This is a genomic window from Ensifer sesbaniae (genome assembly GCF_013283665.1).
GTDB lineage: Bacteria > Pseudomonadota > Alphaproteobacteria > Rhizobiales > Rhizobiaceae > Ensifer > Ensifer sesbaniae.
In genome coordinates, this window is record NZ_JABEKU010000002.1 from 1220402 (window position 1) to 1244663 (window position 24262).

Annotated in this window: 26 protein-coding genes and 4 pseudogenes; 20 read left to right on the forward strand and 10 right to left on the reverse strand. The window is 61.0% G+C overall.

The window, feature by feature from the left end; all coding sequences use genetic code 11:
* The first annotated feature begins 294 nt into the window (after window positions 1-294).
* Window positions 295-903, forward strand: a complete 609-nt coding sequence (locus tag BHMPCIPO_RS23330) for a DNA-3-methyladenine glycosylase I (protein WP_173519182.1) — start codon at window positions 295-297, stop codon at window positions 901-903.
* A 300-nt stretch (window positions 904-1203) separates the two neighbouring features.
* On the opposite strand, the gene BHMPCIPO_RS23335 is transcribed toward BHMPCIPO_RS23330, so the two are convergent.
* The 3 genes from BHMPCIPO_RS23335 to BHMPCIPO_RS23345 are packed head-to-tail and all read right to left on the reverse strand — an operon-like array spanning window position 1204 to window position 5496.
* Window positions 1204-2403 (reverse strand): efflux RND transporter periplasmic adaptor subunit, encoded by a 1200-nt coding sequence (locus tag BHMPCIPO_RS23335; RefSeq protein WP_173519183.1) that lies wholly within the window; start codon window positions 2401-2403, stop codon window positions 1204-1206.
* Window positions 2404-2407: 4 nt separating this feature from the next.
* Window positions 2408-4771: an ABC transporter permease gene (locus BHMPCIPO_RS23340; RefSeq protein ID WP_173519184.1), complete on the reverse strand. Its 2364-nt coding sequence runs from the start codon at window positions 4769-4771 to the stop codon at window positions 2408-2410.
* Between the two features lie 5 nt (window positions 4772-4776).
* Window positions 4777-5496 carry an ABC transporter ATP-binding protein gene (locus BHMPCIPO_RS23345; protein ID WP_173519185.1) on the reverse strand — a complete coding sequence of 240 codons (720 nt, stop codon included), beginning with the start codon at window positions 5494-5496 and terminating at the stop codon, window positions 4777-4779.
* Between the two features lie 249 nt (window positions 5497-5745).
* Between BHMPCIPO_RS23345 and BHMPCIPO_RS23350 the strand changes: the two are divergent.
* Window positions 5746-6150, forward strand: a pseudogene (locus BHMPCIPO_RS23350) (TAXI family TRAP transporter solute-binding subunit); the annotation flags it as partial.
* A 360-nt stretch (window positions 6151-6510) separates the two neighbouring features.
* Here the strand turns inward: BHMPCIPO_RS23350 and BHMPCIPO_RS23355 are convergent.
* Both BHMPCIPO_RS23355 and BHMPCIPO_RS23360 read right to left on the reverse strand, forming a co-directional pair.
* Window positions 6511-6939, reverse strand: coding sequence for an ArsR/SmtB family transcription factor (locus tag BHMPCIPO_RS23355; protein WP_210266635.1), 429 nt, complete (start codon window positions 6937-6939; stop codon window positions 6511-6513).
* On the reverse strand, window positions 6936-7580 hold the full coding sequence (locus tag BHMPCIPO_RS23360) for a peroxiredoxin (protein ID WP_173519186.1): 645 nt from the start codon (window positions 7578-7580) through the stop codon (window positions 6936-6938). The genes BHMPCIPO_RS23355 and BHMPCIPO_RS23360 overlap by 4 nt, the downstream gene beginning before the upstream one ends.
* Window positions 7581-7704: 124 nt before the next feature.
* Between BHMPCIPO_RS23360 and BHMPCIPO_RS23365 the strand changes: the two genes are divergently transcribed.
* The 12 genes from BHMPCIPO_RS23365 to arsH all read left to right on the forward strand — a co-directional run bounded on the left by BHMPCIPO_RS23365 (window position 7705) and on the right by arsH (window position 16478).
* Entirely contained in the window at window positions 7705-8631 is a 927-nt protein-coding gene (locus BHMPCIPO_RS23365; protein ID WP_173519187.1) for an MBL fold metallo-hydrolase, read from the forward strand.
* 5 nt (window positions 8632-8636) lie between these two features.
* Window positions 8637-9068: a YeeE/YedE family protein gene (locus BHMPCIPO_RS23370; RefSeq protein WP_173519188.1), complete on the forward strand. Its 432-nt coding sequence runs from the start codon at window positions 8637-8639 to the stop codon at window positions 9066-9068.
* Complete coding sequence (locus tag BHMPCIPO_RS23375; RefSeq protein ID WP_173519189.1) at window positions 9065-9505, forward strand: DUF6691 family protein; 441 nt, start codon at window positions 9065-9067, stop codon at window positions 9503-9505. Before BHMPCIPO_RS23370 ends, BHMPCIPO_RS23375 begins: the two co-directional genes overlap by 4 nt.
* Window positions 9506-9519: 14 nt before the next feature.
* Window positions 9520-11196, forward strand: coding sequence for a bifunctional protein tyrosine phosphatase family protein/NAD(P)/FAD-dependent oxidoreductase (locus BHMPCIPO_RS23380; RefSeq protein WP_173519190.1), 1677 nt, complete (start codon window positions 9520-9522; stop codon window positions 11194-11196).
* A gap of 16 nt (window positions 11197-11212) precedes the next feature.
* Window positions 11213-12004 (forward strand): sulfite exporter TauE/SafE family protein, encoded by a 792-nt coding sequence (locus BHMPCIPO_RS23385; RefSeq protein ID WP_173519191.1) that lies wholly within the window; start codon window positions 11213-11215, stop codon window positions 12002-12004.
* 73 nt (window positions 12005-12077) lie between these two features.
* The gene (locus BHMPCIPO_RS23390; RefSeq protein WP_173519192.1) at window positions 12078-12464 is read left to right on the forward strand and encodes a DUF302 domain-containing protein; all 387 of its coding nucleotides are present in this window, start codon (window positions 12078-12080) and stop codon (window positions 12462-12464) included.
* A gap of 332 nt (window positions 12465-12796) precedes the next feature.
* Window positions 12797-13081 carry an EF-hand domain-containing protein gene (locus BHMPCIPO_RS33700; protein ID WP_173519193.1) on the forward strand — a complete coding sequence of 95 codons (285 nt, stop codon included), beginning with the start codon at window positions 12797-12799 and terminating at the stop codon, window positions 13079-13081.
* A gap of 678 nt (window positions 13082-13759) precedes the next feature.
* Window positions 13760-14119 (forward strand): ArsR/SmtB family transcription factor, encoded by a 360-nt coding sequence (locus BHMPCIPO_RS23400; RefSeq protein WP_173519194.1) that lies wholly within the window; start codon window positions 13760-13762, stop codon window positions 14117-14119.
* A gap of 19 nt (window positions 14120-14138) precedes the next feature.
* Window positions 14139-14648: an arsenate reductase ArsC gene (locus BHMPCIPO_RS23405; protein WP_173519195.1), complete on the forward strand. Its 510-nt coding sequence runs from the start codon at window positions 14139-14141 to the stop codon at window positions 14646-14648.
* Between the two features lie 3 nt (window positions 14649-14651).
* The gene (locus tag BHMPCIPO_RS23410) at window positions 14652-15350 is read left to right on the forward strand and encodes an aquaporin (RefSeq protein ID WP_173519196.1); all 699 of its coding nucleotides are present in this window, start codon (window positions 14652-14654) and stop codon (window positions 15348-15350) included.
* A gap of 2 nt (window positions 15351-15352) precedes the next feature.
* Window positions 15353-15778, forward strand: coding sequence for an arsenate reductase (glutaredoxin) (arsC, locus tag BHMPCIPO_RS23415; RefSeq protein WP_173519197.1), 426 nt, complete (start codon window positions 15353-15355; stop codon window positions 15776-15778).
* Window positions 15753-16478, forward strand: coding sequence for an arsenical resistance protein ArsH (gene arsH, locus BHMPCIPO_RS23420; protein ID WP_173519198.1), 726 nt, complete (start codon window positions 15753-15755; stop codon window positions 16476-16478). Before arsC ends, arsH begins: the two co-directional genes overlap by 26 nt.
* Window positions 16479-16669: 191 nt before the next feature.
* Here the strand turns inward: arsH and arsK are convergent, their stop codons facing one another.
* Together arsK and BHMPCIPO_RS23430 are read right to left on the reverse strand one after the other, a co-directional pair.
* Complete coding sequence (gene arsK, locus BHMPCIPO_RS23425) at window positions 16670-17917, reverse strand: arsenite efflux MFS transporter ArsK (protein ID WP_246304516.1); 1248 nt, start codon at window positions 17915-17917, stop codon at window positions 16670-16672.
* Window positions 17910-18275, reverse strand: coding sequence for an ArsR/SmtB family transcription factor (locus BHMPCIPO_RS23430; protein WP_173519199.1), 366 nt, complete (start codon window positions 18273-18275; stop codon window positions 17910-17912). The genes arsK and BHMPCIPO_RS23430 overlap by 8 nt, the downstream gene beginning before the upstream one ends.
* Window positions 18276-18317: 42 nt before the next feature.
* On the opposite strand from BHMPCIPO_RS23430, the pseudogene BHMPCIPO_RS23435 reads away from it, so the two are divergent.
* The 3 pseudogenes from BHMPCIPO_RS23435 (at window position 18318) to BHMPCIPO_RS23440 (ending at window position 19338) form a co-directional block, all read left to right on the forward strand.
* Window positions 18318-18808: pseudogene (locus BHMPCIPO_RS23435) on the forward strand (DUF6428 family protein).
* Between the two features lie 31 nt (window positions 18809-18839).
* Window positions 18840-19064, forward strand: a pseudogene (locus BHMPCIPO_RS33000) (hypothetical protein); the annotation flags it as partial.
* Window positions 19065-19066: 2 nt separating this feature from the next.
* A pseudogene (locus BHMPCIPO_RS23440) lies at window positions 19067-19338 on the forward strand (WGR domain-containing protein).
* Window positions 19339-19799: 461 nt separating this feature from the next.
* Here BHMPCIPO_RS23440 and BHMPCIPO_RS23445 read toward each other — a convergent pair.
* The 3 genes from BHMPCIPO_RS23445 to BHMPCIPO_RS23455 form a co-directional block, all read right to left on the reverse strand.
* Complete coding sequence (locus tag BHMPCIPO_RS23445) at window positions 19800-20090, reverse strand: hypothetical protein (protein WP_173519200.1); 291 nt, start codon at window positions 20088-20090, stop codon at window positions 19800-19802.
* A gap of 83 nt (window positions 20091-20173) precedes the next feature.
* On the reverse strand, window positions 20174-20716 hold the full coding sequence (locus tag BHMPCIPO_RS23450) for a hypothetical protein (protein WP_173519201.1): 543 nt from the start codon (window positions 20714-20716) through the stop codon (window positions 20174-20176).
* 111 nt (window positions 20717-20827) lie between these two features.
* Complete coding sequence (locus BHMPCIPO_RS23455) at window positions 20828-21241, reverse strand: SyrB-like regulator (protein ID WP_173519202.1); 414 nt, start codon at window positions 21239-21241, stop codon at window positions 20828-20830.
* Window positions 21242-21592: 351 nt separating this feature from the next.
* Here BHMPCIPO_RS23455 and BHMPCIPO_RS23460 point away from each other — a divergent pair, with 351 nt between their 5' ends.
* From BHMPCIPO_RS23460 to BHMPCIPO_RS23470, 3 genes are all read left to right on the forward strand, one after another.
* Complete coding sequence (locus tag BHMPCIPO_RS23460) at window positions 21593-22624, forward strand: IS110 family RNA-guided transposase (RefSeq protein ID WP_173519203.1); 1032 nt, start codon at window positions 21593-21595, stop codon at window positions 22622-22624.
* An 847-nt stretch (window positions 22625-23471) separates the two neighbouring features.
* Window positions 23472-23726 (forward strand): type II toxin-antitoxin system HicA family toxin, encoded by a 255-nt coding sequence (locus tag BHMPCIPO_RS23465; protein ID WP_173519204.1) that lies wholly within the window; start codon window positions 23472-23474, stop codon window positions 23724-23726.
* Window positions 23723-24079, forward strand: a complete 357-nt coding sequence (locus tag BHMPCIPO_RS23470) for a type II toxin-antitoxin system HicB family antitoxin (protein WP_173519205.1) — start codon at window positions 23723-23725, stop codon at window positions 24077-24079. The genes BHMPCIPO_RS23465 and BHMPCIPO_RS23470 overlap by 4 nt, the downstream gene beginning before the upstream one ends.
* The last annotated feature ends 183 nt before the right edge of the window (window positions 24080-24262 follow it).

Here is a 24262-nt window from a genome sequence, read left to right on the forward strand (position 1 = left end):
GTCATGCCAGCTACCACACGTTGGCCTACTGCAAAGCAACAGCACCGTTCGACTAACATATAGGAGAGCAACGCTCCGACCGCCGGAGCCCCAATCATCCAATCTTTTCTTCTTGCAGGCAGCCTCCAGCCGAACGCGGGCGGGACACACCTTGCCCACAATATTGATCGGAAAAGCCTCGAAGCGTTGGTTCAGGAGGATCCTTTCTTGGCAGAGCGAGTGGTGAGCGCCGATATCCACGAAGTCACGCCAGGCCGCGTTGATGAACGGCTTATTTTTCTGAAAGAGTAATCGATGAGCGGAACTGTCCTGGGTCATGACGGGCGGCTGCGCTGCCGGTGGTGCGCGACCGCACCCGAGTTTCTTCATTACCATGACGCCGAGTGGGGCTTTCCGGTCTCCGACGATTTTCGTCTTCTCGAAGGGCTCTGCCTCCAAGGCTTTCAGTCGGGCTTGAGTTGGCGAACAATCCTCGCCAAGCGCGAGAACTTCAGGTCTGCCTTTTGGGCCTTCGATTTCAATCGCATCGCACAATTCAACGACGCCGACATCGATCGACCCTTGAGCGACGAGGGAATTGTACGACATCGTGGCAAAATCAATGCAGTCATCAACAATGCGAAGCGTGCGCAAGAGCCCGTCAAGGCGGAGGGCTCCTTCGCCAGCTATATCTGGCGCTTCGAGCCGAGACGGGAAGATTGCGCCGAACCGCAGACTGCATCGACTTCCGCAGCTTCAGTTGCGCTATCGAGAGATTTGAAAAAGCGTGGGTGGTCCTTCGTGGGACCAACCACCGTTCACGCTTTCATGCAGGCGATGGGGCTCATCAATGACCATGCCTGGGGATGCGAGATCAGGGCTTCGGTCGAAGAAGCAAGAGTGGAATTCCAGCGCCCAATGTGACAGACAGGAGAGAACCCAGGATCTTCCAGGGGTTGCGGGACTGCTCGAATTCTACAGTCCTCATAAGGATGAATGAGCATAGGCGCGCGCCGGGAACTGCACGGCGGTGAACGTTTCGGGCACCTCGCCCCGACACGACAACAAGTCCGCCGCTGTCACTCTTTCGAGCTGTACGAAAGCCTCTTTCAGGTGCGACGCCGTGCTTTGTCTGCCGAAACCAGCGAGCAAAAGAATTGTGCCATTAATCTTGTTCACAGGAAGCATCATAAGGGTTGGAGCGCGATCGTTTGATCCCTTTCTTTAACGCTGAACAATAGCCACGCCATCCCGGATCCGGTCGCTCGGATAGAGAACGACTTTATCCCCTTGTCGAATGCCCTCGCGAATTTCAACCGCTAGGTTGTTGCGGTGTCCAACGACAACAGTGTGGATACGTGCCCTTCCCTCATCCGCGATGAAGACGGCCCATTCTTCGCCTTGCCGGAACAGCGCACCGAGTGGCAGCATAAGAATTTCCCCCTCGAAGAGGAGGACGCGCACGTCGACCCGATAACCATGGCCAAGCGAACGCCAGCGTTCCGGAGATGAAACAAAATCGAGGATAACATCAACGCGCTGCTCCTCGATCCCGAGCGCCGAGACTTCGGTCTGCCCGAACGGTTCGACGCGCCGCACGACTGCATTGAGATCTTCTCCACCCCAGCCGGTAATGATCGCTTGCTGGCCAGGCTGGATCCGCACTGCGTCCTCTGAGAGGAAGTTGACAGCGATCTCAAGATCCGTTGGGTCGCCTATAGCGAGCAGCGGCGTTCCCGCTTCCACCACGCCTTCGCTGCGGCGCAATACCTGAAGAACGACACCGCTCACTGGCGCCGTAACCGGCATACAGTTACATGGCTCACGCAGGCTCCTGATCTCCTGGCGCGACAGCAGGCGAGATTGCGCCTGAGCAAGCTCGTACTCTCGCACTTTCAGGGCGGCTTCAGCTGTCGCGAGATTGGCTTGTGCGACATTGTAGGCACGCTCGGCATCTTCCAGACTGCGCTGCGAGATCGTCCGACGTTCGATCAGCAGTCGAGCGCGAGCGCGCTCCCCCTCGGCAAAGGTCAGATCGGCTTTAGCCTTATTGAGTTCGGCGGCAGCAAGGTTGTGGGCTGCTCGCGCCGCCTCGGCCGCCGCCTGCAGCTCCGCCTCGGTCCGCACGTCGAGGAAGGCGGGTGGCGCGGCTTCGATTTGTGCGAGTTGAGTCTCGCCGGCCTCAACGACGTCGCCGGCCTCGGCGGTAATGCGCTGCAACTGGCCGCGCAACGGCGCGTGAAGCGTGTAGACGTGGCGTACCCGTGTTTCGCCCTCCTCGTCGAGGGTGACGCGCAACACGCCGGTCTCGGCGGTGGCGAGATCGACCTGAATTGGCTGCGGCCGCAATGCATAGCCGATCCCGGCCGCTAGAAGGGCGAGCAGGCTGCCCCAGATTGCCACCCTGCGCTTCGCAATGCTCATCAGCCTACTCCCTTGTCTTCAGCACCGCTATCAGGTCCAGACGATCGAGCCGCCGCCGCACGACCGCAGCGCAGACAAGCGTGGCAGCAAGCGCGATCAACGCCGCCTTGCCGTAGGTCGAATCCCGCAGGACGAGCGGCACGCGGTAGAGTTCCGTCTCGAAGGCGCTGGTCATGTACCATGCGAGGCCGTAGCCGATCGCCGCGCCGAGCGGGATGGCGACCCACGTCAGAATGCCGACTTCGCCGAGCAGGATGTAGGAGATTTCCCAACGACTGAAACCGAGCACGCGCAGCGTCGCGAGTTCTCGCGCCCGTTCGGATAGTGCAATGCGGATCGAGTTATAGGTGACGCCGACGGAGAGGGTCATCGAGAAGGCGACGAAAAAGCCGATGAAGATAAAGATGGTTTCGCCCATGGTCTTGTAGAAGGTGTCGATTGCAGCCTGCCGGAAGAGCACCGCCGCGACGTTGGGGATGTCCTTCAGTTTTGCCAACAACGTCGCGCGGCTCGGGGCATCGACGAGGATATGCAGTCCGCTCACGACGCGACCGTCGCCCGCTATCCGGTTCAGCGCGTACATGTCCATGTAGGCGGGAGTGCCGAGATGGGTTTCGAAGACCTGAGCTACCGGAAGGCTTAATCGCGCCTGGCGCCCTTCCAGGAGTTCAACGCTCACGGTATCGCCGGCGCTTACGTGAAGCAGCTCGGAGAGCTTGCGCGATACCATGAGTCCGCCGGGCGGGACCTCGATCGGACCGCGATCGACGTCGAAGACGGGACTGAGGATTGCACCGGGCGGGACGCCGATTATGCCTTGTCTCTCGACAAGGTGCCCGTGACTGATGCGCGCCGAAGCATAGCGGTAGGGTTCCGCCGCCAGGACACCGGGCAGCCCCTCGAAGTCTCCAACTGTGTCGATGGGTTGCAGGTCGTTGAAGGCAACGGTCGCGTCCTGGTGCTGCCCACGTTCGAAGACTGTTTCGGCAAGGGAATCGATAGCGTCGACCCATTGCAGTGCCATGATTAGCACTGCCATCGACATTGCAAGGCCGAGGCTGGCGAGAAGCGCCCTGACTGGCCACCTGATGATGCGTCTTAATATCATGCGCGACGGCTCGTCTAGCGCACCGGCGAGCGCGGTCCGCGATGCCCAGGTACGACGATAGATGGGCGGGGAAGGGGGCAGCATGGCTTCCGCAGGCGGGAGCCGGACGGCGCGACGGACCGCGGCGAGGCTGCCGGCGAGCGCCGCACCTAGACTGATTGCCCCGGCGATCACGAAGCCGGCGGGGCCGGGGCGATAGAGCAGGAAGGGGAACCGGTAGAATTTCGTGTAGAGCTCGGTGTTCCAGTGTCCGAGCCAGGCGCCGACCAGTGAGCCGATTAGGATGCCAAGCGTGCCGATGACAAGGACCATCTTGGCGTAGTGCCAGCCGATTGCTAAATTGCCGTAGCCAAAAGCCTTCAGTAGCCCGATCTCGCGACGCTCGGTCTCGATTAGCCGCGCCATCACCATGTTCGTCAGAAAGGCGGCGACCGCCAGGAAGATGGTCGGCATGATGCGGGACAAGTTCTTCTGTTGGGCGATTTCGCTTTCCAGGAACCAGTTCGAGGTCTGGTCGGCACGACCGTAGGCGCCGGTGGCGCCGAAGGGAACCAGAAGGTTGTCGAGCCGGCGGATGACGTCCCTTTCGTCGGCGCCGGGCAGGAGGCTCAGCGTGACGCTGTTGAAGGAAGCCTTGAGGTCGAAAGCGGCCGCCAGCGCCTCGTGACCCATCCACAGAATGCCGAAACGCTCATCGTCCGGCATGAGCCCGCCCGGGGCGATAGCGTAGACGAATTCTGGGCTAAGGGCGGTGCCCACAACCTGCAACGTACGTTTGCGCCCCCTTAAGACTGCGTCGAAGCTGTCACCGAGCCTCAAGTGATGGGCTTCGGCGAAGGGTTCGCTGACTACCACCTCGTCGGCGCGCGTCGGGTCGATTGGGCGACCGGTCCGGATTACCAACACGTTCAAAAGCTGAGAGCTTCGTTCAGGCAGCGAATGTAAGTTGGCAACGACCGGCTCCGCAAAGCCCGGCATATCGAGAATGGCGCCTTCGACGATGCGCGTCTCGGCGACGCGGACGCCTGGGATATCCGAGATCTCGCGCGCAAGATATTCAGGAGCGCGCTTCACCTGCGCAAACACATCGGCAAAACGCGTTCGCTCGTAATAGGCGGCGGTCGTCTCCTCCAGAGCTTCGATGGTGGTCAGCGCCATGATGAGCAGGGCAGTACCGGATGCAATCACGAGCGCAATCGCAAGAACCTGGGCCCTTAGCCTCCAGAGTTCACGAAGCAGCTTTCGATCGAGACTGCCCATCATGATCACCAGGCCAGTTCGCCGGGGGCACGTTGGACGGCGTTCCGCCGTGTTTCGACAATGCGCCCATCAGCAAAGTAGAGTACGCGATTGGCAATGTCGGCAATAACCGCGTTATGGGTGATGAGCGCGGTAGTCGTTCCAAGCTCGCGATTGATCTTGAGGATAGCGTCAAGCACAAGGATGCCGGTCTTGCTATCAAGCGCACCCGTCGGCTCGTCGCACAGGAGCACGTCTGGTCGCTTGGCGATCGCTCGGGCAATTGCGACCCGCTGCTGTTCGCCGCCGGAAAGCTGTGCCGGAAAATGATCCAGCCTCTCGCCAAGGCCGACGATCGACAGGGCCTCAAGGGGCGGCATTGGGTTCCTGGTAATTTCGGTCACGAGGGAGACGTTTTCGCAGGCCGTCAGGCTGGGGATCAGATTGTAGAACTGGAAGACGAAGCCGACGTGATTGCGCCGATAGAGGTTGAGGGCGCGTTCACTCTCCATCGCCAGCCGCTGATCGCGAAACAGGACATCGCCGCTGGTGGGCGGGTCGAGACCGCCGAGAATGTTGAGCAGAGTTGACTTTCCGCTTCCGGATGGCCCCAACAGAACCACCAGTTCACCCTCGCGAAGGTTAACGTCCACGCCACGCAAGGCGAGAACTTCAACCGTACCCATACGATAGGTCTTGGTGAGTTTTCGCCCCTCAAGGGCAATAGCCGATTTCTCGTTTTCCATTGCTGGCTCCCGGAATCCAGGCGTGGCGTTGCAAATGTCCCGCCCTCGCCGCCGTCAAGCAGATACCGTTCCGAGGGTCTCGATCTCCCGGATCGACTACTCTACCAGATCCTTTGGCTTATGGTGGCGGGAGCAGCAGAGCACAACTGCTGAGAAGGACGGGCGCCCGAGAGTAAACCTTGGCGGCCTCGGCCCCGTTGCGATGGCTCACCAGGGGCAACGTGTTTCCCTTGGTGGTTCAGCATTTCAATGAAGAACCGCCAGCTCGACGCGACACTCCAGTCGGCAGGCCTCGGTGTCTCGTCCTTCAAGGACCTCGCGACATCGCTCGATGTGCAGATGGTGTCGGTGCCTGAGGCCATCGCCGCCAAGCTCGGGGCGCCCTACATCGCCGCAATAGTTCCGGCAGGGACCTATCAAGGCCAGGACAAGGACGTTCCGATGGTCGCGGTCGTCAACTTTCTCGTTACACATTCCAAGGTTTCCGACGAGACCGCCTATCAGATGACCAAACAGCTTTTCGAGAACCTGCCGGCCATGGCAGCCGCTCACAAGGCCGCCGAAAAAATCAAGCTTGAGGACGCAGTGAAGAGCATGCCGATCCCTCTGCATCCGGGTGCGGAGCGCTACTATAAGGAAAAGGGGCTGCTCTGACGGATTTGAGACCGTCCATGCGACGACGGAGGATTGCCGCATGGACGTCCTCTTCCAGCGGATATTTCGGGAGGAAATGATGCACGACAACGATGCACCGGCCGGCAGAACGACCGTCGATCTCAACAAACACGACGCGCTCGCGGGCGCATTTCCCGCGACAAGCGAAGGCCGCCTGCTCTTTGCAATCGCTTTCCTATTTTCCATGTTTCAGATCGCCACGGCGGCCCATTTTGTCGACCCGCCGAGCCAGCTCGTGCGCGCAATCCATGTCGGTTTCGTTACGGTGCTGATTTTCCCACTGCTGGCCAACATGGCTGGCAAATTGTGGCGGCCCCTTCGACGTGGCCGAGGTATAGCCTACCGCGCCGGATCCAACCGCGCGAACTGCGCCGCTTCGCCGATATCCGCCTTCCGCGCGGTGTCTGACGACGATAAAGGCGCAGGTTGCCTGTCGCGCGAGGATTGCGGATAGCGGTCGGTGCCGCAGAAGAGGTCGAGGAGCAGGCCCATGACCGCTTCGACCCGTTCATCGGCAACGGAGTAGTAGATCGTGCGCGACTCCCGACGCGTCTTGACCAGGCCTGCCTGGCGCAGTTCCGCAAGTTGTTGCGAAAGTGCCGGCTGCTTCAGCCCAAGATCATTCTGGATGTCGCTGACTGACCGTTCTTGCTGAGCGATATGGCAGAGCAGCATCAGGCGGCCTGGTGTGCTGAACAACCGCATGAATTCGGCCGCCTCGGCTGCTTTGTCCTGCAATGCTTCGACGGGATTGTCTTTCCTCATCATGCGACCCGTTCCCGATAGTACCAGGCGCCCTTCGACCCACTGGCCGTTTCCGCCTCCTCCATGGTCGTTGCCGCTGCCTCGACGAGCGGATCACCAGTCCGCCAGCCCTCTGGCGTGGATGCGCCTTCCTCCAGGGACGCCTGCAAGGCTTCGACAAGGCGCAGAAGTTCGTCCACGGACCGGCCGACATTCATGGGATACCAGACGATGGCGCGGATGACGCCTTCAGGATCGATGACATAGGTGGCCCGGACCGTGGCGCTGCTCGGCGAGGCACTGTCGAGCATGCCATAGGCTCGTGCAATCGCCATCGACGGATCCTCGATCACCGGGAAATCCACCCTTACTCCGAAGCTCCGCTCGATATCGCGCAGCCAGGCAACGTGCGCGTACAGGCTGTCCACCGAGAGACCCAACAGTTCGCACTCGAGTGCCGCAAACCTCCCCTTTGCACGTGCCAAGGCTATGAATTCGCTCGTGCAAACCGGGGTGAAATCCGCCGGGTGCGAAAAGAACAGGACCCAGCGGCCACGATAGGAGGCAAGCGACAGCTCTCCCGTCGTCGATCGAGCCGAGAAGCCAGGCGCGATATCGTTGATCCTGAGAGATCGCACCTCGATCCCTGAATCGGTGTCGTCCATTCCAAATCTCCTGATCGGCCATGCTTCTTCGCCTATAGCTCAGAAGTTTTCACGATTCCATTAAATACATACTTGCATATTTAATGTAAATATATATGTAGTGGGTCCAACCAGGAGGTTAACCATGTCGGACACCGCACTCTCCCACGCTCGCGACGTCATCCTCGCCGCCCAAGACGACACATCGAAAAGCCCCGCCGTCACATCCTTCTTCGACCCCGCCACATTCACCATCAGCCACGTCGTTCGCGATCCGGGCTCGAACGCCTGCGCCGTCATCGACAGCGTGCTCGATTACGATCCGGCCGCCGGCCGGACGATGAACGCTTCGGCGCGCGCGCTCATCGATTACGTGAAATCCGAAAATCTCGAAGTGCAGTGGCTTCTGGAGACGCACGCCCATGCGGATCATCTGTCCGCAGCTCCGTTTCTGCAGGCGGAACTCGGTGGCGCGCTGGCGATTGGTCGCGAGATCATCCGGGTCCAGGAAGTGTTTGGCAAGATTTTCAATGCCGGTAGCGAATTCCAAAGGGACGGCAGCCAGTTCGATCAGCTCTTTCGGGACGGCGACCGGTTCAAGGTCGGCCGCCTCGAAGCGACCGTCTTGCATGTACCGGGACACACACCCGCTTGCCTCGCCTACATCATCGGCGATGCAGTGTTCGCCGGCGACACGCTGTTCATGCCGGACTATGGCACCGCGCGTTGCGACTTTCCGGGCGGCGACGCCCGCCAACTCTATCGCTCGATTCAGCGCCTGACGCGTCTGCCGGACGAGGCCCGGATGTTCATGTGCCACGACTACAAGGCGCCTGGCCGCGATGAATATGCCTGGGAGACCACCGTCGGCGCAGAGCGGACCGGCAATGTTCACGTGCACGAGGGCGTTGACGAAGATGCGTTCGTCAAGATGCGCAACGAGCGGGACGCGACGCTTTCCATGCCGAACCTGATCCTGCCATCGGTGCAGGTCAACATGCGCGGCGGCAGACTTCCACCGCCTGAGGACAACGGCGTGCAGTACCTGAAAATCCCCGTGAACGTGTTGTGAGCGCGATGATTGAAATCAACTATCTCTGGCCGCTCGCCGGCGGCCTTCTGATCGGTATATCGGCTGGGCTATACCTTCTGCTGAACGGACGGATCGCCGGGATTTCCGGTCTTGCGGCCGCTGCGGCAGGCCTGACACATGACGGCATCAGCAAGTTGGGACTGGGCTTTCTCGCCGGCATCATCGCCGGCGCGTGGCTCGCGTCCCACCTCATCCGACAACCCCACATCACCATCACCTCCTCGCCCGCGCTGCTGATCGTTGCCGGACTGATCGTCGGCTACGGCACACGGCTCGGATCGGGCTGCACGAGCGGTCATGGCGTCTGCGGCCTAGCTCGTCTTTCGCCACGTTCGATCGCGGCGACGGCGATCTTCATGGCCATCGCGGCTGTCACCGTCTTCGTCACGCGCCATCTTCTTGGAGTCCAGTCATGACTGCCCGCATCGCAGCATCGATTATCTGCGGCCTCATCTTCGGGACCGGCCTGGTGATCTCGGACATGATTAATCCAGCACGCGTGCTGGCTTTCCTCGATGTCGCCGGCAACTGGGATCCGTCGCTGGCCTTTGTCATGGGTGGTGCGCTGATCCCCTCCGCCGTGGCCTACATCATCCGCGGCCGCCACTCGGCGCCCTTGCTCGACAGCCGGTTCTTTGTGCCGGCGAATGCCTCGATCGACTGGAAACTGGTGACTGGCGCGGCCCTGTTCGGGCTTGGCTGGGGGCTGGTGGGTTTCTGCCCCGGTCCCGCCGTTGCTGCATTATCGACAGGGCGGTGGGAGGCTGCCCTGTTCGTCGCGGCCATGCTGGTCGGGATGTCGGCCTATCGCTTTTCGCTCGGCCGGCGCCTTCCGAATTACAATTTTCGATGAGGAGGAAGAACAGCATGGACATCCGCAAGATTGATGACACGATCAGCGTGTCACCGCAGATCGGGCTTGAGAATACGAACGAGCTAGCGGCGCTCGGATTCAAATCCATCATCTGCGACCGACCGGATGCCGAGGAAGCCGACCAATCCACCGGCGCTGACGTCTGCCAGGCCCCCATGGGCGCGGGCCTCGACTTCCGCCACATTCCGGTCATCGGTTCAAACATCACAGACAACGACATAGCCCTCTTCCGCGAAGCCTTGGCGGTTCTACCAAAGCCAATTCTTGCCTACTGTCGATCGGGCACGCGCTCGGCGACGCTTTGGGCCCTGTCGACGGCCGAGACGACCAGTGTCGAGCATGTGATGGCGACCGCAGCGGAAGCCGGCTACGACCTTAACGCGCTTCGCTCGCGCCTGGAGGGGTCTCAACGGCGAACCACAAAATGTGTCTCAGCCGCGTGCGACGTACTCGTGGTCGGTGGAGGCGCCGCCGGCATTGCAGCGGCTACGAGCCTGCTGAAGCGGCGTCCCTTTCGCAACATAACCATCGTCGACCCCTTGGATCGACATGCCTATCAACCAGGCTGGACCATGGTCGGCGGCGGCATCTTCAAGCCGGCCGATACCGTTCGCCCAATGCGATCGGTCATACCGTCCGGCATCCGCTGGGAACAGGCGGCCGTCACCGAGTTCGATCCGCAACATGACCAGGTTGTCCTGAGCGATGGCCGCCGGTTGGGCTACCGCATGCTGGTGGCCGCCCCCGGCCTCAAACTCAACTGGTCCGGAATCGAAGGCCTTGAGGAATCGCTCGGCCGCAATGGCGTGACGTCGAACTATCGCTACGACGCGGCGCCCTACACCTGGCAACTCGTGCAGAACCTGAAAGGAGGGCGTGCGCTCTTCACGCAGCCGCCCATGCCGATCAAGTGCGCCGGCGCGCCGCAAAAGGCGATGTATCTCTCGGGAGGCCATTGGTACCGGCAGGGTCGCATCAACGACATCGCCACAGAGTTCCACACAGCAGCTCCGGTGCTGTTCGGCGTCAAGGACTATGTGCCGGCGCTGATGAAATATGTGAAGCGCTACAGGGCGAACCTCAATTTTGGATCGCACCTGACAGCCGTCGACGCTGATGCCAAGGTGGCCACGTTCTCCGTAACCGGCGCCGACGGGCAGGCAACGACAGTCACACGCGAGTTCGACATGATTCACGTCTGTCCGCCGCAGGTTGCCCCGGATTTTGTCCGCGAGAGCCCGATTGCTGCCGGAGGCGGCTGGATTGATGTCGACGAAACGAGTCTGCAGCACAAGCGTTTCTCCAACATCTTCGCGCTCGGCGATGGCGCCGCCACCTCGAATGCCAAGACCGCGGCCGCGGCCCGCAAGCAGGCACCGATCGTGGCCGAGAACCTTCTCGCGGTCATGGACGGGCGAACGATGCCGGCCGCCTATGATGGTTATGGGTCCTGCCCGCTTACGGTCGAGCGCGGCAAGATCGTGCTCGCGGAGTTCGGCTACGGCGGCAAACTCCTGCCGACATTTCCGACGTGGCTCATCGACGGCACCAAACCATCGACGCTGGCTTGCTATCTGAAGGCCGAAGCCATGCCGCCGATCTATTGGCACGCGATGCTTAAGGGCCGCGAATGGCTTGCATCGCCGGAACTCAAGGCCGAGGCCGCATAGCACCCCAAGGACATTCATGTATCTCGATGCTCTACAATATCTGCTCGGAGGGCTGTCCGGCGTCCTGGTTGGCTTCACTCTCGGGCTCTTCGGTGGCGGTGGTTCGATCCTTGCCGTCCCGCTGATGGTCTATCTCGTCGGCGTGCCGAGCGCGCATCTGGCGATCGGCACCAGTGCGCTCGCCGTCGCCGCCAACGCTTTTACGAACCTTGTCGGCCATGCTCGCCTCGGCAACGTCAAATGGCGATGTGCCGCCGTCTACAGTGCCGCCGGCGTCGTGGGCGCGTTCCTCGGCTCCACGCTCGGCAAAATGGTCAACGGTCAGCACCTGCTAATACTGTTCGCCCTCCTGATGCTGGTCATCGGCGCACTGATGTTCAAGCGGCGAGATGCCGAAGGCAATCCGGGCGCCCAATGCAGTCCCGAGAACGCCTCGAAAGTCCTGGGTTTCGGCGGCATGACCGGTATCCTGTCGGGGTTCTTCGGCATTGGCGGCGGGTTCCTCATCGTCCCCGGACTGATTGCCGCGACAGGAATGCCAATCATCAACGCCATCGGCTCCTCGCTCGTCGCCGTCACCGCGCTCGGGCTGACGACAGCCATCAACTACGCTCTTTCCGGCTATGTCGATTGGGCACTGGCTGCCGTCTTCATCCTCGGCGGTGTCGCAGGCGGAGCGTTCGGCGCGTTTGTCGCGGCCCATCTTTCAGCCAGGAAAGGCGTGCTCAATAGCCTGTTCGCCTCACTGATCTTCGTGGTTGCCGGCTACATGATCTACAGGGCCGTGGGCCAAATTGCTGCGGCTTGATCTCACGCGCACCGAGGAGATCATTTCGAAGCAGGCTGAAATGCGTCGATGAAAACCGACGAAGGGAAGTCCAATGAGCTACTACTTCGCAAAAACATTGTCATGCGGCTTTGACGAGGCGGTACAGCGAACGACGGGCGCGTTGAAGGCCGCCGGCTTTAGCGTCATCACCGACATCGACGTCAAAGAGACCCTTAAGAAGAAGATCGACGTGGACTTCCGTCCTTATCGAATCCTCGGTGCCTGCAACCCGCGCATGGCGTATGAGGCGCTCAACATCGAGGATAAGGTCGGGACGATGCTGCCGTGCAACGTCATCATACAGGATGCCGGTGGTGGCAAGATCGAGGTCGCCGCCATCGATCCTGTTGCCTCCATGCAGGCGATCGGCAATCCAACGCTTTTGGAGGCGGCCAAGCAGGTGCGGTCGATGCTGGAGCGCGTAATCGAGGGCCTCTGAACGGTCACAGCGCTCATCGCGCGGTAAGAAGGTCCGGAAGGCGGCCCAGATAGAGCCGCTCGTTGTCGGCCAGTCGGTCCGTCGTTGATGTCGATCAATGCCCAATGCCGGTCAGCGACATAACGTTGATTTTCACCGAGCAGGAGCAGAGCGATGTACAAGCCTTCCATGATTGTAGTGCTGACCCTTGGGATGTTGTCAGGGCAGACGCTCGCCGACGACGACTTCGGACCGCGATGAGGTTGGCGACAGGGTCCTGGCCCTGGAATGATGCAGCGTCTCGGCGCCATCGACACCAATGATGACGGCATGATCAGCGATGACGGGAATCGGTGTTTGCCGCGATGGATGGTGATGACGACGGTGATTTGACCGAGGACGAATATATGAGTTTGCGCATGGGGCCTGGACGAGGCTTCAATGAGGCACGGCAAAAGGCGATGCAGGAGCGCAAGAAGATCCGGTTCGCTGAAATGGACCACGACAAGAGCGGCAAGGTCAGCAAGGCGGAGTTCATGGCGGCCGGCAAGGCTCGCTTCGAAGCGGCCGATACCGACAAGGATGGACGGGTCCTGTGCAGTCAGCTCATGGTAAAACCAGACGGGCGGATTGCGTGACCGATGCCCTTCCTGCGCCAATCGCATCGCGGCCTTCGACCAGGGCGAGCTCGTCCCGCAACATTTCTGCGATAACTGTGGCTTCTACTTGCGGCGTGCGTCGAATGTCGCTGTCCGTGCTGCGACAAGGCGGCTCGACCGTTGCATCAATGATATCTGCCGCTTGGAAGCGATCACCGGATCTCTGGCCAGAGGCAACCTCGTTCAGCGCTTGCAGGACCTGCGAGCCTCAGCCGGCATCTATGCCACATCGAACCTGACCGGCCTGTCCACAGCGGCGCGTATTCGGTGCATGGAACGCCTGGCCGAGCAGCCGGTCGATTGGCTGACGACAGAAGACGACGTTGTTGTCGCCATCGGGCGGCGGTTGATTCTGGCGCCAGGTGGGCATGCCCCCTTGATCGCCCATATCGCAACAACGCTGGAGCGGCGAGGGCAACGCCTCCCGACGAGCCGGACCGCCGGCTGCCGAACTCCCAGTCGTCCTGGGCGCCTACTTACGCATCAGAGAGGCTCCTCATCGGCCGCCCCGTCGAAACCGCGGTCCGGTCGGCGATAGAGAAAGTGCTGATCCCGATGCCCGCGGCGACGAGAGCCACGGGTGACGCCGTCCCAAGGGAACGGTTCAAAATACTGTCATGTCATTGAACTGTCATATACATCCATTATTCTGGATATATGGATGATAATCAGACAATTGCAGCGCTTGCTGCCCTTGCCCAGCCAACGCGCCTACGCACGTTCCGCCTGCTGGTCGAACGCGAACCCGAAGGGGTGCCGGCGGGCGAACTGGCTAAGCTCGTCGACGTGCCGCAGAACACCATGTCGGCGCATCTTGCGACACTGTCGCAGGCCGGACTGGTGCGGGGCGAGCGGCACAGCCGCTCGATCGTCTACCACGTCGACCTCAATCGGTTCCGCGCCGTCATGGTCTACCTCCTGCAGGACTGCTGCGGCGGCAACGCCAGTCTCTGCGCGCCATTGATTTCCGACCTGACCCCCTGCTGCGCTCCTGGGGAGGAGACGCAGGCCTGTTGAGCCAAACTGGAGAGCGCCCATGAGCGACAAAGTCTACAACGCCCTTTTTCTATGCACGGGCAACTCCGTCCGCTCGATCATCGCCGAAGCCATCCTCAACAGGCTTGGCATGGGCAAGTTCAACGCCTATTCGGCAGGCTCGCAACCGAAGGGGGAAGTGCATCCGTTTGCCCTGCAACTCCTCAAGAGGCTGAACTACGACACGTCCTTCGCCCGTTCGAAGGCTTGGGACGAATTCGCTGCACCCGGCGCACCGCAAATGGATTTCGTCTTCACCGTCTGCGATAACGCCGCCGCCGAGGCCTGTCCCGTGTGGCCGGGGCAGCCGATGACGGCGCATTGGGGCGTGCCTGATCCCGCCGCGGCCGAAGGCAGCGAGGCCGAGCGGCACTTCGCCTTCGCCGAGACCTACCGCATGCTCAACAATCGCATCTCGATCTTCGTGAGCCTGCCGATGCCGAGCCTCGACAAGCTCGCGCTGCAGAAAAGGCTCGATGAGATCGGCCGCAACATTCAGAAGGCCGGCTGAAACATGGCATTCGATCTCAAGCGCCGCCTAGCCGCGGAAGTCCTCGGCACGGCCATCCTGGTCGCCACCGTCGTCGGCTCCGGAATCATGGCCGACCGTCTTTCTGACGACGTCGCGGTGTCGCTGCTCGGCAACACCATACCGACGGGTGCTATCCTCGTCGTGCTGATTAGCATTCTCGGCCCGATCTCCGGCGCCCACTTCAATCCTGCTGTCACCATGGTGTTTGCGGCACGGCGAGAGATCGAGGTACCTGCCGCGGCGCTCTACGTCCTTGCGCAGATCACCGGCGGCATCGTCGGGACGGTGATCGCTCACGCGATGTTCGACCTGCCGCTGCTACAACTGTCGGAAGCCGTCCGCACCGGCTCAGGCCAATGGATTGCTGAAGTGGTCGCCACGTTCGGGCTTGTGCTCACGATCCTGACGGGACTTCGCTTCCGTGGTGACGCGATCCCATGGCTCGTCGGCCTCTACATCACAGCGGCCTACTGGTTCACGGCCTCGACGTCGTTCGCGAACCCTGCGGTGGCTGTGGCCCGCGCTTTCTCCAACACGTTTGCGGGCATCCGTCCGACGGATGTCCCAGCTTTCGTCGGCGCCGAGGTCCTCGGTGCGCTGGTCGCCACGGTCATCGTAGGCTGGATGCTCACCGAGCGAAACACCTCAACAGCGGCAATCATGGCCAAGGGAACCGAATAACCATGGACGTCACCATCTACCACAACCCCGCCTGCGGGACCTCGCGCAACACGCTGGCGCTGATCCGCCACGCCGGCATCGAGCCGACTGTCGTCGAGTATCTGAAGACGCCACCAAGCCGGGATGAGCTTGCCCGGATGATCCGCGACGCCGGGCTCTCTGTTCGCGAGGCGATCCGCGAAAAAGGAACGCCCTATCTGGACCTCGGCCTTGATGACGCAACTCTCTCGGACGACCAGCTCCTGACAGCGATGCTCGAGCATCCTATCCTCATCAATCGCCCATTCGTCGTCACCCCGATGGGCACGCGGCTGGCTCGGCCATCGGAGGCGGTTCTCGACATCCTGTCTGCCGACGCCTTCAAGGCCGCGTTCGTCAAGGAGGACGGCGAGAAGATTCTCGATGACGAGGGCCGACGTATTGTCTGATCTTCCTGCCGCCGATCTGCGCCATCTTCAGAAGCCCGATCTCGACGCGCTTCGGCCGCCGTTCTCGAGCCACCCGCCGCGCATCCTGATCCTCTACGGCTCGGTCCGCCAGGTGTCCTATTCCCGATTGCTGGCCGTGGAGGCCGGACGCCTGCTCGAACACTTTGGGGCCGAGGTGCGCTTCTTCGATCCCTCAGGGCTGCCGCTTCCGGACGACGCGCCGGTCAGCCATCCGAAGGTCCAGGAACTGCGCGCACTTTCGGCGTGGTCGGAGGGCCAGGTATGGGTGAGTCCGGAACGGCACGGGGCGATTACCGGGATCATGAAGGCGCAGATCGACTGGATTCCGCTGTCGATCGGCTCTATCCGGCCGACGCAGGGAAAGACGCTTGCTGTCATGCAGGTGTCGGGCGGTTCACAGTCCTTCAATGCCGTCAACACGCTTCGCCTGCTCGGGCGCTGGATGCGCATGATCACCATCCCGAACCAGTCGTCGGTCGCCAAAGCCTACCAGGAGTTCGATGGAAACGGTCGCATGAAGCCGTCCTCCTACTACGACCGGGTCGTCGATGTCTGCGAGGAACTGGTGAAGTTCACGCTGCTGACCCGCGATGCATCGGCCTATCTCGTCGAGCGCTACAGCGAACGCAAGGAGACCTCGGAGAAGCTGGAACAGCGCGTCAAGCTCAAATCAATCTGACCACGCTTTTGCCCGCAAGCAGCGACAATGGCCGATGAGTGAGTGAGGGAATACAAAAGCAAAAGATCGATTGGACCAAACCCTGGTGGAAGCCCGTCCTGATCGGCACCTGCATCGTGGTCGGGCTCGCACAGCTGATCGGCGGTATTGTTATGTATTTCGCTTATCGATAACACGGGCGGCGCCGGTCCTCATGGCGTCACAGCGGCCGCGCGCTTCGCGGCCGCCGTCACCGCGACGAATGCTGCGACGCCGACCGCACCGAGCAAGGCACTGACGGTCAAGGCAACATCGATCCCGAAACGCTCCATGAGGACGGAGAGGACGAAGGGGGCCACGGCGCCTGACGCCAACCGGGTGGCGGCCATGCGGCCTGTGATCGCGCCGTAGCCCAACGACCCGAACAGCCACAGAGGCAGCGAGCCCTGGGCAATGCTGTTGATGCCGGACCCTAGGCCAAGGCAGATCGCGAAGGCTGCAGCCCCGGGCAGCCAGGTTCCCGACAGGCTGAGGATGACAACCGCCGTGACGATCAATGCGGCGGAGAGGGTCGCGAGTGCGGGCGGCGACACATTTTTGCCGAACGCCATGTTGATCAGCCGGCTTAGAACCTGCGCAGGCCCGAACAACGAGCCGATCACCACGGCCGCCGTTCCGAAGCCGATGGCTCCGAGCATCGGAACCATATGCGTCAGCATCGCGGAAAGCGCGAATCCCTGCAGCGCAAACGCCAGGGAAACAAGACGCAGTCCACGCCGCCTGACCTCGGCCGGCAACGCGCCGACGACCACCTCCCGATCCTCGCGTGCAAGTGCGCTCGCTTCGGACCCTCTGCCGCACATGATCCGATAATGGAGCGGGAAACAGACGAGCAAATTGAGAACAGCGTAGGCGACGTAGATTTCGCGCCAGGTGAAGTGTTCGCGCAGGTTTGCGGCGATCGGCCAGAAGAGTGTCGAGGCAAAGCCGGCGATCAAGGTGAGATAGGTGATGCTGCGCGCGGCGGCCCGCGGACGGCTTTCGACGAGGGTCGCAAAGGCCGCCTGGTATTGCACCATGCCGGAGGCCACCTCCAGGAGGACGACCGAAGCGGCAAACACCGCGATCGATGGAGACCAGGCGCACAGGAGCAAGGCCACCGCGGAAAGGACCGAGCCGACGGTCATAATCATCGCTGCGCCGAAGCGATCCATCCAGCGGCCGATGAAAGTCGCCGAAAGCCCGCCCACGAAAAGTGACGCGGAGAAGACGCCGAACACCTGCTCGACACTGAGCCCGAGGTCGCTTGCCATGCCCGGCGCGAGGATGCTGAAGCTGTAGTAGAGCGTGCCGTAACCGATGATCTGGGTGAGGCCAAGCGCGGCGACGATGCGCGCCGGGATGGCGGGAGTGAGCGGAACGGTTGTTGCCGCGGGAGCGTCGGGCTTCATCTTAGACATTCCCGCCTTCAGCGGTCGCGGACGAGGGCGAGCAGCAATTGTCGTCCTGCTCGAGGAGGGCGCGCACGCGGGCGTGCCCGGCGCAGCAATCCTCCATCAGGAACTTCACGAGACCGGACAGTGCATCGTAGTTCGCGCTGTAGACGATCGAGCGCGATTCACGCCTTTGCGCGATCAATCCGGCTCGCTCCAGCTCCTTCAGGTGGAAGGAGACATTTGATGGTGAAACGGCCATCGCCTCCGCGATCGCACCAGCCGCCATGCCGTCGGGGCCGGCCACGACGAGCGTTCTGACAATGCCGAGGCGGGTCTCTTGCGACAGGGCCGCAAAGGATAGGAGGGCTTGACGCTCTTCCATGATTCAATAATCCTTGAAATATTGAATCATGGAGTAGCGCAGATGACGCTTATAGACAATACCCGATACGCGCCCGCTCACATCACCCTTGGCGCCCTGTTGGAAAAACTTGGACAAGTGGCCCTCAGGCCGCTCGTCTTCGAATACGACGGCAAGGCTGTCCGCCCGGGTTACCATGTCACCGAGGTCAAGGCCGGCCAATTCTCTGCCTTGGATTGCGGAGCCAATCCAGAAGCCTGGTCGGAAATCTTCGTCCAGCTCTGGGACGTCGATGATGGCGATCGCACGCACATGACGGCGGGCAAGTTCTCCGTCATCGTCAGGAAGGTTTCAGAACACGTCGCCATCGACGGGGCCGCCAAGCTGACCTTCGAGGTCAGCGATGGTGTCAAGCCGATGCAGCTTTACTGCGCCGGCGACCCGTTGAGCGCGACAACGCCGTTTTCATTCACCTGTCACCGCGCCCTTCGAGCTGCAAACCGCGCGATCGATGGCTCGCCGCACAAACCGCCCCGGCACAAGCGGGTTCTTAAAGCGTGACATCCTGGATTGGCGGGGGCTGCGATGGGTCGGAAAGCGGACGCGACGAAATCTCCCCGAACGCACTCTGCGCCGATTCTGGCGCGCGAACGAGAGGTCGCGAAAACCGCGGCGATCAACGCTCTCCTCACCCGGCCAATCGGGATCCTTCCGGCGAAAGTTGGCGACCCGGCCAGCCCCTTTGCGCTCGGGCTCTGGAATGACGTCCGTCCCCTGCTGAAACCGGAAGTCAGCGTCTCGGCTCTGCGCGCATAATCACGCAGCCCTATCGCCTCTACATCGAACGCAAGGACACGACGAAGAACATGGCGCGCTTCTATTCGCTCGAGATCGGCAGCAACCTCTTCGGCAAAATCTGCCTCACACGTCGCGGGGACGGATTGGCGCGCGCGGACAAACGGCGGCGCATCAGTTTTCGCGCGAAGAAGACGCGGTCGGCCTCTTCCTTGATTTGGCGCGCCGCAAGCTGCGGCGCGGATATCGCCCGCGGACGGGGACGCGGCGAGAAAAACAGACCACTTGATCTTGTGCGGCGAAGGACAGATTGCTGCTGCTTGAACCAGGCACAGCGTCGACGATAGCGAACTAGACGCGATCTGCGCACGCTGACAGCGTCAGGACGCCAGGCACTCTTCACAGATCCCACAACCGTCTGAGTCCATGCTCGTCGCTGGGCGCTTCTTTTGACAACAGAGGCAGGTGACGGTGTCGCGCGCGCTCCTGTTGTCGCGCTTCGGCGGTATGATTTCGATTGGATGGTCGGAGACCGTTTGTCTACCTTGTTGATCCATCTCGGCGCTCCGTGTCGAGGCTGCTAGTTCAGATAGGAAGCCTTGAGACGGCAACAAGATGTGTAAGCGGCAACATTATGCTTCCGGCGTCACTCGGTCGGGCGGATAGGAGCGAGATGCGCAACCCCGACTGTGAGAACCACGAATGGAGACGGTATTTGGGCTGAAATCGCGCTTGAACGGATACCGGAGCTCATTCCTCACCGTCTTGCATGATCCGCAGCGCCCGGATGAGGTCCGCCGCATCGAGAAGAGTATCTCTCGCGTCCTCTGGTGACAAATCTCGGGCGCGCGACGACGCAACCTGCAAATCGACCAGCACGTCCCTCGCGCGCCGACTACCAACCCTTCCAGTCTGCTCGCGCATATCGCGGATCGTGTCGACAGACCGGTCAAGAAGACGGCTCATCTCGTGCGGTGTCAGCTTCTCGATCTCATTGGCGGCTCTGATCAATTCGGAGATAAAGGCGGGAATGGAAGACATGGCGGGGAACGTGTGGATGCTATGCCACTTCAATGTTGCGTTCGTCGTGCTCGGTCAAACGATCGTCGAAAAGCGCGCTCGAATCACGATCTGTCAAACCGCTTCAGCAATCCTGCAAGCTGCTTGTTCTGCAGCCGCAGCTTTTCTGTGAGCTGCCGCCTGAGCTGCCGGACCTCTTCATCCAGAGCAGCAACTTCGTCGGACAACGTCGGTGGCGACCGCACGACGACGGATGCTTCCTTCGGCTGCATCGCTGCAACCACAGCAACTGGCCTTGCGCTTGGCTTCCTGACGCGCCGCTGCACTTTTCTCGGTTGCGCCGATTGTGCGCGTTCCGACGCGTGATCGTCGGCGCGCGGCGAATCGACCCTAATGGCCGCGGACACCTGCTCGACTATTTCGACCGGGACAACGAGGTTACCGGTCGGGTCAGCCGACGTGTCCGGCCCGTCAACCGTCGCGCTTGCACCGTCGTCGCTCCGATCCAAGGGTGCCGGAATGCCCTCTTCCCGAGCGAACGATGGTTCGTCCGGCTTCGAATTTTCAGCTTCCGGCGGGCTCGCAGGCTCCTTGATTGTCCGGCCAAAAGACGTCAAACCGGCCAGGTATTTCCAGGGTGACTTCATCGTGCGCCCTCATCTCACGCGATGGCGTCGGCACCCATTGCTGGGACCGTAAGCCACCAAAATGTAGGAGGAGGCCGATCGCGCAGACCGATCGGCTATCACCGAAAACGATCAGGAAAGACCGAGCCGCTTGCGCAGGTCCGCGTTCTCGGCCCGCAGCTTTTCGGCCAGCGCCTTACGGAGTCGTGCATTCTCTTCTTCGAGCTGAAGCAGGTCCGCGATGTCGTCAAGGACCGGAGCTGCCGCTGCGATGGTTTGCTTCGGCGCTCGGGTCTTTCCGGCGCCCTTGGCGCTGTTCTTTGCCGAGGTCTTGCCGCCAGTCGCGACAGAGGTCACGCCTTCGGCCGACGTCGCGGATTTCTTCCGGCGTCCCCTTCGCGTCTTGACACCATCTTCCTTTGGGGCTTCGGCGGTCGCTTCCGCAGCGACGTTCTTCGGCTTCGGGCCCCGGCGCTTTTTCGGCGGCGCAATTTCCGCCGGGGTGGTCGTCGTCTCGACGGTCTCAATATTGTTGTCGTCTGCCATGGCTGTTCCCTCTGCAACTATCAGGCTTATTTCCAACGCGGAAAGGGCAGAGTCAATGAGACTCTCCGGTCCGCAACAACCCGGCTGTCAAAAGACGGCGCCGCTTTTCGGCAGCTTGAGACTTTCGCAGAGGCGTGAACTCAGCGAAAGGGGTTTTGTACGGGATCCCCTCTCCATCCAAAAGCGCTGTACAGGCGTTGGCGGGGTCCACTGATCAGAGCCCTTGCTCGGTCTAGATGCCGTAATGGGCCGGCACTCCTCGCATAGCCAAGAAGGTGGCTGTCCCTCAGAGTGATGATGTTGAAACGGGGTCCGATGATCTCGGCCCCAAGCATCAAGCGAGGGACAACCATGGACTATTATGCAGGAATTGATGTGTCGCTGGAACAGAGCAGCATCTGCGTCGTGGATGGGTCGGGCAAGATCGTGCGTGAGGTGAAAGTGGCGAGCGAGCCTGAAGCGCTGTTGCAGCTTTTTGCCGATCTGGAGCTGCCGATCGTCACGATCGGCCTGGAAGCAGGACCATTATCGCAGTGGCTGCGCGCTGCACTTGTCGAGGCGGGCCAGGATGTGGTGTTGCTGGAGACGCGGCATGTGAAGGCGGCGCTGTCAGCGATGACCGTGAAGACAGACCGCAAGGATGCTCGCGGGATTGCACAATTGCTGCGCATGGGCTGGTACCGCCCAGTGCATGCGAAGTCTGCGAATGCCCAAGACGTTCGGGCGCTTTTGGTCGGTCGCAAGCTTTTGCAGGCCAAACTGCTTGATGTCGAGCTCAGCATCCGCGGGATCCTGCGGGGTTACGGGCTCAAGGTTGGCGAGGTGAGCCGGGGCCGTTTCGAGGCGCGCATTCGCGAATTGATCGAAGGCCATGAGATGCTTGGGACGGTGATCGGGGCGATGTTGCAGGCACGGGGTGCATTGTGGAACGAGTTTACCCGGCTGCATCGCGCGATGCTGAAGATTACCCGCGCCGATCCTGTCTGCCAACGGCTGATGAGCGCCCCTGGTGTTGGAGCCTTGGTAGCCATTACCTATCGCTCGGCAGTCGACGATCCGGGTCGGTTCGAAAAGTCCCGCACCGTCGGTGCGTATTTTGGACTGACGCCCAAGAAATACCAGTCGGGAGAGACCGACATCGACGGCGGAGTAACCAAGGTCGGCGATGCCATGGTGCGCACTGCGCTTTATGAAGCGGCGCATATCATGCTGACGCGTGCCACGCGGTTCTCTGCCCTGAAGCGCTGGGCGCTGGACGTGGCGAAGCGGCGCGGTATGAAGCGAGCCAAGGTGGCGCTCGCCCGCAAACTCGCGACCGTCCTTCACCGCATGTGGGTTGACGTCAGCGCGTTCCGTTGGGGTAAGGATACTGTCGCCCCGTAAAGGCGAGATGAGATTACCGAAGCAGGCCGCCGACGGCGCTGCTTCTCCGAGGTCCCGTCGCTGGGACGAGGGCTTGGCAAGGTCGGGAGTAGTGCTGTGAAGGCTTCGGCAAATCACGCGTCCTAGATTGACCTGCCGGCTTAAGGATCTGATGGCATGGTGTGGCAGTCTTGGTGCTGACCACGGACAGAAGCATGATCCTGGCGGCGTGATGATCACGGAGGGACTTGACGAGCAAGGGCCCATTACAGAAGCACTACGACTGCGCCAGAGCTCCGTAACCCGGTCTCTTGTAGCATGCTCTCGTTGGCCGCGATTTCAGGATCGTAAACTCTTGCATCCCACTCCGCCGGTTCCACTTCGGAGATGGAAACGGAAGGCGAAGCATCGCTTGAACCTAATATGGCTTTCGCGGCTTCGACTATCCCTGAGGCGTAAGCTGGAAGCCGGCCTTCAGCTTCCGGCCTCGAACGCGACGTTAAAGTATTCGATTGGCACATCCGCCTCTCGCACTCTTTGCTCGTTCTGCTGGGCGCGTCGAACGGCAAAGTTCCACCCGACTGATACGATCGAAAGCCGGCGACATGCCGCCAGTCCGGATATCGATTCCTATCCTTCGCCTTGAAGAGAATCGAACCCGCCGCCAGTTCTTCCCGGGCGTGCGACTCGCAAACGACTATGCCAAAAGCCACGAGCGCACGGATCTTCGCAGCGTCAAGGGTGCACGGGCGCGCAAGTAGAGATCGGACCCATCGAGCGATGCACACCCATGGCTCAAAACACGCGGATCGTATTTGCATGAGAAATAACGCTTGCAGAAATAGCAAGCACCACTATATATGCTAGCATGAACAGCAAGCAGAAAAAGACGCTCGTGGCGATCTTCAAAGATCCGGTCTCGGGAACCATCGAGTGGGCCGCTATAGAAAACCTGCTTGTCGCTGCCGGCGCGAACGTCATCGAAGGAAACGGCTCTCGCGTTAAGTTCGAAAAGGACGGCATAATCGCGAGCTTCCATCGTCCTCATCCCGACAAGGAGGCAAAGAGTTATCAGGTTCGCGATGCTCGCGAGTTCCTGACGCAAATTGGAGTAGAACCATGAACACCATGACTTACAACGGTTATCACGCTCGCATAGAATTCGACGCGGAGGACGAACTGTTCTTCGGTAAGATTGCAGGCATTTCTGACGTAGTCGGGTTTCACGGGGACAGCGTTGGTGAACTGAAGAAGGCATTCCACGAGGCTGTCGATGATTACCTCGAGGCCTGCAAAAGCATCGGCAAAGAGCCTCAAAGGCCCTATTCAGGCAAGATGATGTTTCGTGTTGCTCCTGAAGTGCACCGCCGGGCTGCTTTGGCGGCCGAACTTTCGGGAAAAAGCCTCAATCAGTGGGCCGAGGAGGCCCTGGAAGAAGCCGCGGCGCACTTCCCTGAAGCTCGTCTTTCAGCGTAGCGCGTCCATTGGGTGCAGGATGGCCGCAGACTCCACTCGGCCATTCTCTTCCTCACAAGGCTGGCATTCCAGTCGATACATTATGCGATCCTTTGAGCACAGAACGAGAACGAGCGCTCCGGCCTCCGATAAAGACGAGCGCAAGCCCTTCGCCACGTTGGGCAGGACCGACGAATCGCCGGC

Coding starts and splice junctions, on each gene's coding strand:
- BHMPCIPO_RS23330 (WP_173519182.1), top strand. CDS start 295: ATGAGCGGAACTGTCCTGGGTCATGACGGGCGGCTGCGCTGCCGGTGG.
- BHMPCIPO_RS23335 (WP_173519183.1), bottom strand. CDS start 2,403: ATGAGCATTGCGAAGCGCAGGGTGGCAATCTGGGGCAGCCTGCTCGCC.
- BHMPCIPO_RS23340 (WP_173519184.1), bottom strand. CDS start 4,771: ATGGGCAGTCTCGATCGAAAGCTGCTTCGTGAACTCTGGAGGCTAAGG.
- BHMPCIPO_RS23345 (WP_173519185.1), bottom strand. CDS start 5,496: ATGGAAAACGAGAAATCGGCTATTGCCCTTGAGGGGCGAAAACTCACC.
- BHMPCIPO_RS23355 (WP_210266635.1), bottom strand. CDS start 6,939: ATGATGAGGAAAGACAATCCCGTCGAAGCATTGCAGGACAAAGCAGCC.
- BHMPCIPO_RS23360 (WP_173519186.1), bottom strand. CDS start 7,580: ATGGACGACACCGATTCAGGGATCGAGGTGCGATCTCTCAGGATCAAC.
- BHMPCIPO_RS23365 (WP_173519187.1), top strand. CDS start 7,705: ATGTCGGACACCGCACTCTCCCACGCTCGCGACGTCATCCTCGCCGCC.
- BHMPCIPO_RS23370 (WP_173519188.1), top strand. CDS start 8,637: ATGATTGAAATCAACTATCTCTGGCCGCTCGCCGGCGGCCTTCTGATC.
- BHMPCIPO_RS23375 (WP_173519189.1), top strand. CDS start 9,065: ATGACTGCCCGCATCGCAGCATCGATTATCTGCGGCCTCATCTTCGGG.
- BHMPCIPO_RS23380 (WP_173519190.1), top strand. CDS start 9,520: ATGGACATCCGCAAGATTGATGACACGATCAGCGTGTCACCGCAGATC.
- BHMPCIPO_RS23385 (WP_173519191.1), top strand. CDS start 11,213: ATGTATCTCGATGCTCTACAATATCTGCTCGGAGGGCTGTCCGGCGTC.
- BHMPCIPO_RS23390 (WP_173519192.1), top strand. CDS start 12,078: ATGAGCTACTACTTCGCAAAAACATTGTCATGCGGCTTTGACGAGGCG.
- BHMPCIPO_RS23400 (WP_173519194.1), top strand. CDS start 13,760: ATGGATGATAATCAGACAATTGCAGCGCTTGCTGCCCTTGCCCAGCCA.
- BHMPCIPO_RS23405 (WP_173519195.1), top strand. CDS start 14,139: ATGAGCGACAAAGTCTACAACGCCCTTTTTCTATGCACGGGCAACTCC.
- BHMPCIPO_RS23410 (WP_173519196.1), top strand. CDS start 14,652: ATGGCATTCGATCTCAAGCGCCGCCTAGCCGCGGAAGTCCTCGGCACG.
- arsC (WP_173519197.1), top strand. CDS start 15,353: ATGGACGTCACCATCTACCACAACCCCGCCTGCGGGACCTCGCGCAAC.
- arsH (WP_173519198.1), top strand. CDS start 15,753: ATGACGAGGGCCGACGTATTGTCTGATCTTCCTGCCGCCGATCTGCGC.
- arsK (WP_246304516.1), bottom strand. CDS start 17,917: ATGTCTAAGATGAAGCCCGACGCTCCCGCGGCAACAACCGTTCCGCTC.
- BHMPCIPO_RS23430 (WP_173519199.1), bottom strand. CDS start 18,275: ATGGAAGAGCGTCAAGCCCTCCTATCCTTTGCGGCCCTGTCGCAAGAG.
- BHMPCIPO_RS23445 (WP_173519200.1), bottom strand. CDS start 20,090: ATGTCTTCCATTCCCGCCTTTATCTCCGAATTGATCAGAGCCGCCAAT.
- BHMPCIPO_RS23450 (WP_173519201.1), bottom strand. CDS start 20,716: ATGAAGTCACCCTGGAAATACCTGGCCGGTTTGACGTCTTTTGGCCGG.
- BHMPCIPO_RS23455 (WP_173519202.1), bottom strand. CDS start 21,241: ATGGCAGACGACAACAATATTGAGACCGTCGAGACGACGACCACCCCG.
- BHMPCIPO_RS23460 (WP_173519203.1), top strand. CDS start 21,593: ATGGACTATTATGCAGGAATTGATGTGTCGCTGGAACAGAGCAGCATC.
- BHMPCIPO_RS23465 (WP_173519204.1), top strand. CDS start 23,472: ATGAACAGCAAGCAGAAAAAGACGCTCGTGGCGATCTTCAAAGATCCG.
- BHMPCIPO_RS23470 (WP_173519205.1), top strand. CDS start 23,723: ATGAACACCATGACTTACAACGGTTATCACGCTCGCATAGAATTCGAC.